General features: G+C 70.1%; 10 protein-coding genes and 1 tRNA gene. 7 read left to right on the forward strand and 4 right to left on the reverse strand.

Going from position 1 to position 12,569, the window contains the following annotated elements:
• The first annotated feature begins 34 nt into the window (after positions 1–34).
• The 7 genes from LG379_RS12525 to LG379_RS12555 all read left to right on the forward strand — a co-directional run bounded on the left by LG379_RS12525 (position 35) and on the right by LG379_RS12555 (position 8,747).
• Complete coding sequence (locus LG379_RS12525) at positions 35–2,368, forward strand: cation-translocating P-type ATPase (RefSeq protein ID WP_225754846.1); 2,334 nt, start codon at positions 35–37, stop codon at positions 2,366–2,368.
• A 50-nt stretch (positions 2,369–2,418) separates the two neighbouring features.
• Positions 2,419–3,804 carry a sulfite exporter TauE/SafE family protein gene (locus tag LG379_RS12530; protein WP_225754847.1) on the forward strand — a complete coding sequence of 462 codons (1,386 nt, stop codon included), beginning with the start codon at positions 2,419–2,421 and terminating at the stop codon, positions 3,802–3,804.
• Between the two features lie 523 nt (positions 3,805–4,327).
• Entirely contained in the window at positions 4,328–5,698 is a 1,371-nt protein-coding gene (locus LG379_RS17010) for a M23 family metallopeptidase (protein WP_304522449.1), read from the forward strand.
• A gap of 269 nt (positions 5,699–5,967) precedes the next feature.
• A complete protein-coding gene (locus LG379_RS12540; RefSeq protein WP_225754848.1) occupies positions 5,968–6,228 on the forward strand; it encodes an SHOCT domain-containing protein in 261 nt (86 codons plus the stop codon).
• A gap of 289 nt (positions 6,229–6,517) precedes the next feature.
• A complete protein-coding gene (locus LG379_RS12545) occupies positions 6,518–6,922 on the forward strand; it encodes a hypothetical protein (protein WP_225754849.1) in 405 nt (134 codons plus the stop codon).
• A gap of 47 nt (positions 6,923–6,969) precedes the next feature.
• The gene (locus tag LG379_RS12550) at positions 6,970–7,647 is read left to right on the forward strand and encodes a response regulator transcription factor (protein ID WP_225754850.1); all 678 of its coding nucleotides are present in this window, start codon (positions 6,970–6,972) and stop codon (positions 7,645–7,647) included.
• Entirely contained in the window at positions 7,644–8,747 is a 1,104-nt protein-coding gene (locus tag LG379_RS12555; RefSeq protein ID WP_225754851.1) for a cell wall metabolism sensor histidine kinase WalK, read from the forward strand. Before LG379_RS12550 ends, LG379_RS12555 begins: the two co-directional genes overlap by 4 nt.
• Positions 8,748–9,344: 597 nt before the next feature.
• Here the strand turns inward: LG379_RS12555 and LG379_RS12560 are convergent.
• The 4 genes from LG379_RS12560 to LG379_RS12575 form a co-directional block, all read right to left on the reverse strand.
• Positions 9,345–10,616: a tyrosine-type recombinase/integrase gene (locus tag LG379_RS12560; protein WP_225754852.1), complete on the reverse strand. Its 1,272-nt coding sequence runs from the start codon at positions 10,614–10,616 to the stop codon at positions 9,345–9,347.
• Positions 10,613–10,846, reverse strand: a complete 234-nt coding sequence (locus LG379_RS12565; protein ID WP_225754853.1) for an AlpA family transcriptional regulator — start codon at positions 10,844–10,846, stop codon at positions 10,613–10,615. Before LG379_RS12565 ends, LG379_RS12560 begins: the two co-directional genes overlap by 4 nt.
• Positions 10,847–11,004: 158 nt before the next feature.
• Positions 11,005–11,077, reverse strand: a tRNA-Ala gene (locus LG379_RS12570).
• An 87-nt stretch (positions 11,078–11,164) separates the two neighbouring features.
• On the reverse strand, positions 11,165–12,565 hold the full coding sequence (locus tag LG379_RS12575) for an FAD-binding oxidoreductase (RefSeq protein WP_225754854.1): 1,401 nt from the start codon (positions 12,563–12,565) through the stop codon (positions 11,165–11,167).
• Between the last annotated feature and the right edge of the window lie 4 nt (positions 12,566–12,569).

Here is a 12,569-nt window from a genome sequence, read left to right on the forward strand (position 1 = left end):
CAGCGGCACTTGCACTCGGCAACACGATCAGGGGATGAGACCCACGATGACCACCGGTACCACGAGCCAGCCCACCTCCGCCTCGGGCACCTCCGCCGTCGAGCTCGCGATCGGCGGTATGACGTGTGCGTCGTGCGCTGCGCGGATCGAGAAGAAGCTCAACAAGATCGACGGCGTCACGGCGAGCGTGAACTTCGCGATGGAGTCCGCCAAAGTGCTTCATCCCCCTGCGATCTCGCTCGACCAGCTCATCAGTGCGGTCGAGGACGCCGGCTACACGGCCGCGTTGCCCACGCCACCCGCTCCACCCCAGCACCAGGACGGCGGAGCTGCGGCAGGCACGGCGCCCGGGACACAAGACCCGGTCGATAGCCTGCGCCGGCGCTTGGTCATCTCCGGTGCCCTGACCCTCCCCGTCCTGGCCCTGGCGATGGTGCCGCCCCTGCAGTTCGACAACTGGCAGTGGCTCTCGCTCACCCTGGCTGCACCGGTCGTGGTGTGGGGCGCGATGCCGTTCCACCGCGCCGCCTGGAAGAACCTGCGCCACGCCACCGCCACGATGGACACGCTCATCTCCATGGGCGTCCTTGCCGCCTTCGCCTGGTCCCTGTGGGCACTGTTCCTCGGTGATGCCGGCATGCCCGGCATGCGCATGGACTTCACGCTGTTCCCCGAGCCGGGCGCGGGTTCGTCGGAGATCTACCTGGAGATCGCCGCCGCCCTGGCCGTGTTCATCCTGTTGGGTCGCTACTTCGAGGCCCACGCCAAGCGCCGCTCCGGAGCCGCGCTTCGAGCCCTCCTCGAGCTCGGCGCCAAAGACGTGGCGATCCTTCGTCCTGGGCCCGACGGCGCGGCCGAGGTGCGCGTACCGATAGAAGAGCTCGTCGTCGGGGACCGGTTCGTGATCCGCCCCGGAGAGAAGGTGGCGACGGACGGCGTGGTCGTCGAGGGCACCTCCGCGATCGACGCAGCGCTGCTGACCGGCGAGTCAGTCCCCGTCGAGGTAGGGCCGGGGGACCCGGTCACCGGAGCAACAGTGAACGCGGGCGGGCGCCTGGTCGTCGAAGCGAGCCGGGTCGGCGCGGACACCAAGCTCGCACAGATCGCGCGCCTCGTCGTGGACGCCCAGTCGGGCAAGGCGGCCGTTCAACGGCTCGCCGACCGCCTCTCGGCCGTCTTCGTCCCCATCGTCATCGCGCTGTCAGTAGGCACCCTCGGCTTCTGGCTCGGGCTCACCGGCGACGTCGTCTCCGCCTTCACCGCCGCCGTCGCCGTGCTGATCATCGCCTGCCCCTGCGCCCTCGGACTGGCGACTCCGACCGCCCTACTCGTCGGAACAGGCCGCGGGGCCCAGCTAGGCGTGCTGATCAAGGGCCCGGAGGTGCTGGAGTCCACCCGGAAGGTCGACACCATCGTGCTGGACAAGACCGGGACCGTGACCACCGGCCGCATGTCCCTGGTCCACGTCGTCCCCGCTCACGGGACAGACGCCGACGAGGCGCTCCGCCTCGCCGCGACACTGGAGAACGCCTCCGAGCACCCGATCGCCGCCGCGGTCGCCGTCGGCGCCACCGAGCGCGGCATCGCCCTCGGATCGTTGACCGACTTCGCGAACACCCCAGGTCGCGGCGTGACCGGCTCGGTGGACGGCCGACGGGTCCTCGCAGGCCGCGCCTTATGGCTGGCCGGCGAAGGACTGGCGGTGCCACCCGAGCTCGTGCTGGCGGTCGACGAGGCAGAGGCTGCCGGCCGCACGGCTGTCACAGTCGGGTGGGACGGCAGCGCACGCGCGGTCCTCGTCGTCTCCGACACCATCAAACCCACCTCGGTCCAGGCGATCAGCCAGCTGAGGACGCTCGGATTGACCCCGATCCTCCTCACGGGCGACAACACGCGCGCCGCACGGGCCGTGGCAGCCCCGCTCGGCATCACCGACGTCATCGCCGAGGTCCTGCCCGAGGAGAAGGTCGCCGTGATCACTCGCCTGCAGGGCGAGGGCCGCGTTGTGGCGATGGTCGGAGACGGCGTGAACGACGCCGCCGCGCTGGCACAGGCCGACCTCGGCTTGTCCATGGGCACGGGGACCGATGCTGCGATCGAGGCATCCGACCTGACGCTGGTCCGCGGGGATCTCCGCTCGGCGGCCGACGCCATCCGTCTCGCGCGCCGGACCTTGTCGACCATCAAGGGCAATCTCTTCTGGGCCCTGGCCTACAACGTCGCCGCTATCCCCCTGGCCGCGTCCGGCCGACTCAATCCCCTGATCGCGGGTGCCGCCATGGCTCTCTCAAGCGTCTTCGTGGTGTCCAACTCGCTGCGGCTGCGCAAGTTCACGGCCTGGTCTCAGGACGCACCCGAGAGCCGTTGAGGAGTCGTCACCCTGGCCGTCAAACCACCCTTTTCACCTGAGGACGTCCCATGGCCGTGATCGACCTGCCCGTCAGAGGCATGACCTGCCAAGCGTGCGAGGTGCGCATCAGCAAGGCGCTGCGCACCGTCCCAGGCGTCCTGCGTGTCAAGGTCTCCGTCCGCCGGGGCATCGCACGCGTCCATACCGACGCCCACATCCCCCGCAGCCGGCTCAACAAAGCGGTCCAACGGGCGGGCTACGAGCCTGGACGTGACGACAAGGAATGGGTCACCACGGACCGGGCCGTCTGGCGGGACGTCCTCGTAGCCGTCGGGGTCCTCGCCGGCCTGGGTCTGGCTCTCCAAACGAGCGGGCTGACCGACCTCGCTGGGCAGGTCGGCACGCTCGCGTCGTCGGGCAGCCTCGCGATGGTGGCAGTCCTGGGCGTCGCGGCGGGCCTGTCCACCTGCATGGCACTGGTCGGCGGCCTGGTGCTGGCAGTGTCCGCACGGCACGCCGAGCTCCACCCGGCGGCGTCGACCGTTCAGCGTCTACGACCTCAGTTGGCCTTCAACGTCGGACGGATCGTCGGCTTCGGGCTCCTGGGTGCACTCGTGGGACTGGCCGGGTCCGCCTTCACACTCAGCGGCCGCGCCCTGGCAGTGATGATGGTCGTGGTCTCCCTGGTGATGGCTTCCGTCGGGCTGAAGCTCACCAGCTTGTCCCCCCGTCTGTCGCGCGGCGGGACCCTGACCCTGCCGCCTGCGCTCATGAGGGTCTTGCGCCTCGATCGGGCCGACGGCCGCTACAGCGACGGGCGCTCAGCCCTTCTGGGCGCCGGCACGTTCCTGCTCCCCTGCGGCTTCACCCAAGCAGTCCAGGTGTACGCGATGTCTACCGGCAGCCCAGTCCGTGCGGGTGTGATCATGAGCCTGTTCGCACTGGGCACCCTGCCAGGCCTACTCGGCATCGGCGGTCTCACAGCGGCGGTCCGGGGCAAGACCGCAACCCGCTTCTTCCGCTTTGCCGGCGTGGCTGTCCTGGCTTTCGCCGGGATCAACCTCTCCGGCGCCGCCGCAGTCCTGGCCCCCGCCCTCGTTGCACCACCGGCGGCCGCCGCACCCTCTGCGCGAGACGGTCTGTCGGCCAACGTCCAGCTGGAAGGCGAGATCCAGGTCCTGAAGACGACGCAGGTGGCGACAGGCTACGAGCCCGCGGCCGCGACCGTGTACATCGGTAAGGAGGTCCGGTGGGAGATCGACTCGGCGGCGGTCAGCTGCGCCGCGTCTCTCTACTCCCCCGACCTCGGGATCGAGCCCATGGTCTTGGAACCGGGTCCGAACGTCCTGACCTTCACACCGTCGCGGACGGGCATCCTTCGATACTCCTGCGGCATGGGCATGTACTGGGGTTCCATCACGGTGATCGAGGAGCCAGCGACGAACGGCGCGTAGGCTCCGCCGCAGGCTCATCACGAGAGGCAGCAACGCCCTGATCCAGCGGCGCTCGCCTCTCAGGCCCCACCGGCGCTGGACAGGGGCAGCATTGCAGCCCGCCCAGCTCGCCGTGCTCCCGCCACGGGTTCCGTTCGTCCAGCAGGGGGGCGGAGCCGTGAGGAATTCATCCCGGCACTCCGGACCCCCAACGAGCTCGATGCCATCGTCACCGCCGGAGCGCGAGCCGAGAAGGCTGTCGTGAATGACGAGCCAGAGGGACAGCCTTCGAAGAGAAGGGATTCCTCACGACGGGTTGTCGCACACCCGGGGCGCCGCAGTTTGCGGGTGCCGAACAGCGCCGGGAAGGGAATGACAGGGCGGAGCGCCAGGACCGTGCCCCCGATGTAGGGGTCGTCAATGTTCGATGAAGAAACGAAAAGCAACCGCCGTTTGCCCAGTCGAGAAGCGGCAGACGCGTCGATGATCGCATCGCGGGCGTCCATTCCCGAGCGCCCGGAGAACTTCCAGAGGAACCGTACCGATGCGCACCGCCGTTCACGTCAAGCTGTTGGCCGCGGCCGCCGCCCTCACCCTCGGCGTCGCCGTCGCCGTCCCTGTGCAAGCGACGGAGTACGACGACCAACGCGCGCGCGCCGAGGAGGGGCAACGCTCCGTCGGGCTTTCTCTGGAGGAGATCGACGAGCTGCTGGAGGACACGGACGCGGCGCTCGTCGCCGCGTACGCCGAGCGCGAGGCAATCGCCGCTCAGCTGCCGTCCGTTGAGGCGGAGCTCGCATCGGCGGAAGACACGTTGGCCCGACTGCAGCTGGAGCTCGCCCTTCTTGAGCAGCGTCTCCTCAGCGCAGAGGCGTCGGCTGACGCCATAGCGGGCCAGATCCGGGACGATACGGAGCGGGCCGTGGCCGTCCAGTCGAGCATCGGCGAGATTGCTCGGAAGGCCTACCAGGGTGACCTCGCCGGCGCGTCCCTGTCGGTGCTGTTCGACGCTCGGAACTGGGAGGAGGCGGTGGCTGCCTCAACGCTGACCGACTCCGCGCTGAGGGTCCACACCCAGGCGCTGCGTGAACTCGAACAGGCCCGTGGTACCGCGCGCAACCAGGAAGCGCGGCTCGCCGCAGTGGAGGCCGAGATCGCCGACCTCACCGCGGAGACCGGCGCCAAGGTCGCCGACGCCGATGCCGCTCGGGTGGCTGTGCAGGCTCGTCAGGATGAGCTCCTGGGTCTGCTAGCGGAACAGGACGTGAAGACCGCCGCGATCGAGGCCCAACGGGGCGACCAGCTCGCGGCCAAGGCCCGATACGAGGCACAGCAAGCGGCACTGGCCGACGAACTGAAGGAGATCATCGAGGCCGAGCGCCTTCAGGAGCGGCGCCGGGAGGTCGAACGCGAGGAAGAGCGACGGCGCGAGGCTGAGCGAACCGGGTCCCAGAGCACACCCGGCGCGCCGCCTCCACCTGTTCCGTCCGTGACCGGCGGCTCGATCGGCCCCGGCATCCTGGGCTCCCCCAGTCCGATGAATCCGCCGGTCATCACGTCGCCGTATGGCTACCGCATCCACCCCATCTACGGCTACCGCAAGCTTCACGCCGGCACGGACTTCCGGGCCTACTGCGGAACTCCGATCGTCGCGGCGGCGTCCGGAACCGTGCAGTGGGCCAAACCTGTCGGGGGATTCGGCAACCAGGTCATGCTCAACCACGGATCGCCTCGCGGGACCTCGCTCATGACGAGCTACAACCACCTGTCGTCGTTCGCCGTCCGCACGAGCGAGCAGGTCAAGCAGGGCCAGGTCATCGGGTACTCCGGCACGACCGGTACCTCGACCGCATGTCACCTGCACTTCGAGGCCTACCTCGACGGCGACCCGGTCGACCCGGAGACGCTGCTGTAGCGGCCGGTCCCAGACCTCGCGGGGCAGGCTATGGCGTCCGGCAGGTTCCGGCTCGCAACTGGGAGCGTTCCGGGCAGAGGCGCGCGTGAAGAAAGGTCCCCGTGCGTCATGGAAGCACCCTCCCGTCATGTACTCCGACGACCAGGTGAGGCTTGAGCCAATCTTGAGCCTGTACCCACCTACCCCTTGAGCGGCGGCGGCCAGCATGGGCACGTCCGCAGAACAAGAGATAGGGAAGGAGTCCGAGAATGATGGGATATGGATGGGGAATGGGTGCGGGCGGCTGGATCGCGATGACGATCTTCTGGGTCGCGCTGGTCACACTCGTGGTGTGGCTGGTCATCCGGGCGTTTCCCGGTGGCGGGGACACCGCGCGCGAGGGTCGCCGTGAGACCTGGTCCGGCAGCGAGACGCCGGAGCAGATCCTGGATCGCCGTTACGCCGCGGGGGAGCTGGACCTGGAGGCCTATCAGGTCATGCGGGCGACCTTGGCATCCGGCCGCTCGAACGGGAAGGGCGGTGCCCGGTGACGCGAGCAAGGACGTCATGGTGGATCCCGACGGTGGCCGCGCTAGCGCTCGTCGGCTCGGTGACGTGGATGCTCGTCCAGGGTGAGGGCGTAGGCGCCTGGGGATCGGCCGCGCGCAGTGGGATCTCGGGCAGCGGGTATGGCTCGATGATGCAGGGGGCGGATGGGGCGACGGTTCGATGATGGGCGGGACCCTGTCAGGCCGATCGGACACCACGGGCCAGAGCGTCGACGACCTGGACGATGCCCGGAGCGCCGCCGAAGACTTCGTCGACAGCCTGAGCAAGGGAATGAGCGTGGGAGAGGTGATGCAGTTCGACAACCACTACTACGCCGAGGTGGTCGGCGCGGACGGGGAGCTGGCGACGGAGCTGTTGGTGCAGCCGTCCTCGGGCGCCGTGCAGATCGAGTACGGCCCGGCACGGATGTGGAACACCCGCTACGGGATGATGGCCGCAGGGGCGTGGGGCAGCGGGCGGGTCACAGCGGCCGAGGCCGAAGAGATCGCCGACCGATGGCTGGCCGATCAGGGTGACCTCACCGCGGACGAGGCGGAGGAGCTACCGGGCTACTACACCCTTCATGCCCTGCGGGACGGTGCCCTGGAGGGGATGCTCTCGGTGAACAGCACCACAGGTGACGTCTGGTACCACTCGTGGCACGGTCAGTTCGTCGACATGACGGAAGCCCCATGACTGACCCGTCGGCACGCACCCTCACGGTGACCGGAGGGCGTGGGCACGTGCTGGTCGTGGAGGACGATTCCGCGATCGCGCACCTGCTCATGCAGTACCTGAGCCGGGAGGGGTTCGAGGTCGATGTGGCAGTCGACGGTGAACAAGGGGTCGAGCGGGCGGGGGACATCCGACCGGACGTGATCATCTTGGATCTCATGCTGCCGGGCATCGACGGGATCGAGGTGTGCCGGCGCGTGCGGGCCTTCTCCAACGCGTACATCCTCATCCTGACCGCTCGCGGTGAGGAGGTCGACCGCGTCATCGGGCTGTCTGTGGGCGCAGACGACTACGTCGTCAAGCCGTTCTCTCCGCGGGAGCTCAGCGCCCGTGTGCAGGCTCTACTGCGCCGCCCCCGTCAGGACCACGCCGTCGAGGAACCTGTACGGCGCTTCGGCAGCCTGGTCATCGACCCGGCTGCGCGCGAGGTCACCCTGGCCGGTGAATTCGTCGACCTGACCCGTACCGAGTTCGATCTCCTGGAAACCCTCTCGGCCCGGCCGCGAGCAGTCTTCGAACGCCGACGACTCCTGGAGCACGTGTGGGGCAGCGAGTGGTACGGCGACGACCACGTGATCGACGTCCACATCGCCAACCTGCGCCGGAAGCTCGGCGACGACCCTTCCGCCTCGCGGTACGTGCGCACGGTCCGCGGCATCGGCTATCGGATGGGTGATGGCACATGAAGGGTCCCCGAGGTGGGTTCGGTGCGCGGCTCGCCCTGTCGCAGTTGCTGACGGTGGCAGTCGGCGCTTCAACCCTCCTGGTCGTCGCCCTGGGACTGGCCCCAGGACTGTTCCGCGCACACGTCGTGGACACCGTCGGACCGATCTCCTCCGAACTCGCCACCCACCTAGACATGGCGTTCGCCCGGGCGACCCTTGTCTCCCTGGCCGTGGCCACTACCGCAGCGACGATCGCGGCTCTTGGAGTAGGCGCCTTCGTCACGCGTCGTGCCGTGCGGCCCGTCCGCGGGCTGGCCGGAGCCGCCTCGGCCGTCGCGCAGGGTGACTTCACGGCTCGGGTCCCGGAGACCGGGTTCGGATCCGAGCTCACCATGCTCAACCGGGCGTTCAACCAGATGGCACGCGAGATCGCGGCCACTGAGCGTACGCGTGCTGAGATGCTCCGCGACCTCGCTCACGAGCTGCGCACACCCCTGACCAGTGTGCGCGGCTACCACGAGGCGATCGCCGACGGTGTCCTGCCCGCCGATGACACCACCTTCGCGCGCATCGACGGGGAACTGTCCCGGATCGAGCGACTCGTCCAGGACCTGGACACGGTGTCCCGCGCTGAAGAGCGACGCCTCGACCTACGCCTGCGCCCGGTCTCCGTGGCCAACCTACTCACCAGCGCCGCTGACTCCGCTGCCCTGTCGTACCAGCACACCGGCGTCACCGTGCGCCTCGACCTGGCCAACGACAATGGCACCGAAGTCTGGGGCGATCCAGACCGATTGCACGAGGCATTGGCCAACCTCATCGCCAATGCTGTCCAGCACACACCCACCGGCGGGACCGTGACGCTGCGCAGCCGCACGACAGCCTTCGGCGTGACGATCGAGGTTGCCGACACCGGCGCGGGCATCGACGCCGAACACCTGTCCCGGATCTTCGAACGCCTCTACCGCGTCGACACCGGACGGTCCCGCAACACCGGCGGCAGCGGTATCGGGCTGACCATCACCCGCGCCCTGATCAAGGCCCACGACGGCCACATACATGCCGAGAGCCCCGGCCTGGGCCAGGGCACGACGTTCATCATCAACCTGCCCCGCCGTTAGCACGAACGCCACGTCTGGGCCGCCGGAGGGCGCCTGACGCACCTGCCACGGTCACCCTGCAGCCCTGACCTCGTTGCATCACACCAGGTGAGCCCGAGAAGCCGACCTGGACTGGCGACACCTCGAAAGTGCCGGCAGGAGTTCAGCGCGAGGATGCCCTGAGGAATCTGTTGCCAGTCCGGTGACGGCGATGACGTCACGACGCGCGATGCGGAGGTCGAGCACCAGACTGTCGGAAAGAGGGCGGCTGGGCGGCGGCCTCTGACTGCTCAGCGAGCATTGAGAGCGCTCGAGCGATCTCGCGGTCACAAGTGGCGATCGCATGCTGGCCCAAGGTGGCAGACAGGTCGTCGACGTGACGCTGTCCGGCATGACGGTCACGCCGTCGGTCGTCGAGGTCGCTGCGGGGACGTCACCGCTGATCGGCGGGAGCCCGCCGAGAGCGCTGTGAAGCGGGCAAGTCTTGCAGTGCTCGAGCCAGGGAGCAAGGGCTGCGGTCCGTTCGTCGTTGAAGATAAGACCTGGTGGTCTCCGAGGCGAGCGAGGCCGGGCTGATGACGCCTTGGACGATCTGGGGCGGGCGGCGCACGCCTGCCCTCAGCCGTCCAGGGGTGTCCTGTCCTGGTCCAGGACGTCCAGCATTGCCCGTTCACCCGTGTCCACCGGCTGGGCCAGCAGCGCGCCGTCGGGACGGTCCGGGCGCAAGGTAAGGTCCAGCACCGCCGCCGGGGACCGGTCCACCGCGGGGTCGGCCTGGATGTAGTGGGCCTGGGTCACTGCGGCGTTGGTGTGACCCAGGAACGCGGCGGCCGCGTCGACGCCGAGCCCCCTTGCCAGCACGGTGGCTCCGGTGCGCCGGTACCACCGTGGCGTGATGCCGGAGTCGGCCAGGCCGGCCTCGGCAAGGAAGGCCCGGAACGTTCGGCGCAGGTTGTGCAGGGAAATCACACCGCCGTCGCGGTTGTGGAAAATTGTCTGCGCCTGGTCCGGACCCGTCTGCCCGATGCGGCGCCGCAGGACCTGGGCCGCGAAGTCCGGGACCGCGAGCTGCCTCGTGGAGGCGTCGGTCTTGGCGTGGTCCTGGCGGCTGTCAGCGCGCCCGGTGCGCCGCACGACGGTGCCGCGTACGTGCACGGTCATGCCCTCGGCGGTGTCGGTGACGTCGCACGGGCGCAGCGCCAGCACCTCCCCCGGTCGCATGGAGGTCCCCAGCAGGACCTCGCAGATGTCCCGGACCGTCCCGTCCGGGCGCGGTCCCTTGACGTCCGGGCCGGTGCGCCATCCGGCGGCGGCGGCACGGATGGCCTGGACCTCGTCCAGGGTCAGGGCGCGGACGTCCCGTTGGGGGCGGCTCAGCGGCGAGGTGCCCGCCACGGGGTTGCGCGCGATCGCGTCGTGGCGCAGCGCGAAGTCGAAGAGCTGGTTCAGCAGGGTGCGGGCGTGCTTGGCCCGCGAGTAGGAGACGGCCGCTTCGGCCCGCAGGAACGACTCGACGCGGCCGGTGGTGATCTCACCGAGGGTGAACTGCGCCAGGGCGGGGCGGACGTAGCGGCGCAGGTCGTCGCGGTAGTTCTGCTTGGTGCCCTCGGAGATGTCGCGGTGGGCCAGGTCGGCCAGCCACAGCTCGCACAGCTCGGCGAACCCGGTGGCCACCCCGAGCCGGACGGCGGTGCCGGGCCCGGCGCGGCCGGCCAGGCGCGCCTTGAGCGTGGCCTCCGCGCCGCGGCGCGTCGCGGCGGTGGCGCTCACCTTGCGCAGCCGTCCGTCCACGTCCCGGAAGCGGGTCAGCGCCCGGTACCGCCCACCCAGGTCGGTGACCGCGATCTGCCCGAACGTGCCGATCGGGGTGCGCGGACGCCCGCGGGTCACGGTGGCCCGCCCGCGCCGTGCCGGCGCCCGTCGGCCTCCTCCATTGCCCGGATCCACGCCTCGATCTCGGCGGCGCGGAACCGCAGGTGCCGTCCGACGCGGAAGCCGCGCGGGCCGCGTCCCTTGGACCGCAGGTCGTACAGCGCCTGGGGGCTGACCGCCAAGAAGGCGGCGAGCTCGGCGAGGGTCATCGTCGTCGGCGCGGTGGCCGGCCGGGCATCGGCGTCCATACCGACAGGTGTGCGCCGCCGGGGCAGAACATTTGCCGCGCAGCGCCGCAGACCGTGCCGGCCGCCCTGGGTCGGCGAATATGTGTCCACTAAATGTCCAGAGGCCACGTCGTTCTCCTCGCAAGGATCCCGACGTGGCCTCTGACCAGCACTTCCGGTGGAGCTGAGGGGACTCGAACCCCTGACCCCCTGCATGCCATGCAGGTGCGCTACCAGCTGCGCCACAGCCCCGTCGCCCCGAAGGGCACGCTGCAGTCTAGGGGCCCCGGCCCACGGAATCCAATCGCGTGGCAGCCCCCTGACGCCCTGTGGCGCAGGTCACGAGTCGAAGCCCGCACCCACCGTGTCGAGCAGGCGCAGCCACGCGTTCCGCCTGCCCTGGCTGCGGTCGGCGCGGTCCAGCGACCACCGCGTCAGACCGATGACGGGTGTCGCCAGCGGCTCGGGCGGGAACGGCAGGGGCATCGACCGGACCATCTCCAGCCGGGTGCGCTCGGTGGCCTCGCCACTCAACAGGTCCAGGACGACGTCGGCCGCGAAGCGGGTCGACGCGACGCCCAGGCCGGTGAAGCCGGCCGCGTAGGCCACCGCACCGCCGTGCGCCGTGCCGAAGAAGGGCATGAAGCGGGAGCACGTGTCGATGACCCCGCCCCAGCGGTGCGTGAACGTGACGTCCTCGAGCTGCGGGAACGTCATCCGGAAGTGCTCCGCCAGGCGCAGGTACGTCTGCTCGCGGTGCTCGTACGCGCGGCGGACGCGTCCGCCCGGGTGGTAGACGGCGTCGTAGCCGCCCCAGAGGATGCGCCCGTCCGCGGTGAGCCGCGAGTAGTGGAACTGGTTCGCGACGTCACCGAGGCCCTGACGGTGCGCCCACCCGACCGACGCGCGCTCCGGCGCGCTCAGCGGGCGGGTCATGAGGACGTAGTCGTAGACGGGCACGACGAAGTGCCGCACGCGGCGCAGCAGCGACGGGAAGGCGTTGGTGGCGAGGACGGCCTGCCGGGCGCGGACCTCGCCGCCGTCCGTCCGCACGACGACGTGCCGTCCGTCGCGGTGCAGGTCCCGCGCCACGGTGCCCTCGACGACCCGCACGCCGCGGTCCAGGCACGCCCGGCGGAGCCCCCACGCGAGCTTGGCGGGGTGCACCAGTGCGGTGTCCGGGGACCACAGGCCGGCCAGGAACATCGGGCTGTCGATCTCGTCCCGCACGGCGGTGGTGTCCAGGAAGCGGTCGTCGGGTCCGGCCTCCGCACGCAGCGCCTCGACCTGGTGCTCCTCGGTCGCCACGTCCAGGGCGCCGGTCCGCTCCAGCTCGGCGTCGATGCCGTACCGGTCCACGGCGGCCTCGATCGCGTCGAGGTTGTCCCGCCCCAGCCGACGCAGGACGTCCATCTCGTCCGGGAACCGCGAGGACCCGTTGGCCTCGCCTTGGGTCAGCGACGCGGCCACGAACCCGCCGTTGCGCCCACTGGCCGCCCACGCGACGCTCCTGCCCTCGACGAGCAGGACGTCACGGCCGGGCTCGCGCTCCGTCGCGCGGAGTGCCGTCCACAGTCCCGTGTACCCGCCGCCGACGACGACGAGGTCCGCCGTCGTCGACCCGGCCAGCGGCGGGTGCGGCTCCGGGCGAGCCGGGTCGTCGAGCCAGAACGGACCCGGCGCGGCGTCGGCGAGGGACCTGGCCGCCCACGCGGACGGGACGGCATCGACGTAACGCATGATC

The sequence above is a fragment of the Actinotalea sp. Marseille-Q4924 genome, assembly GCF_916618755.1.
In the GTDB taxonomy this organism is placed as follows: Bacteria; Actinomycetota; Actinomycetes; order Actinomycetales; family Cellulomonadaceae; genus Actinotalea.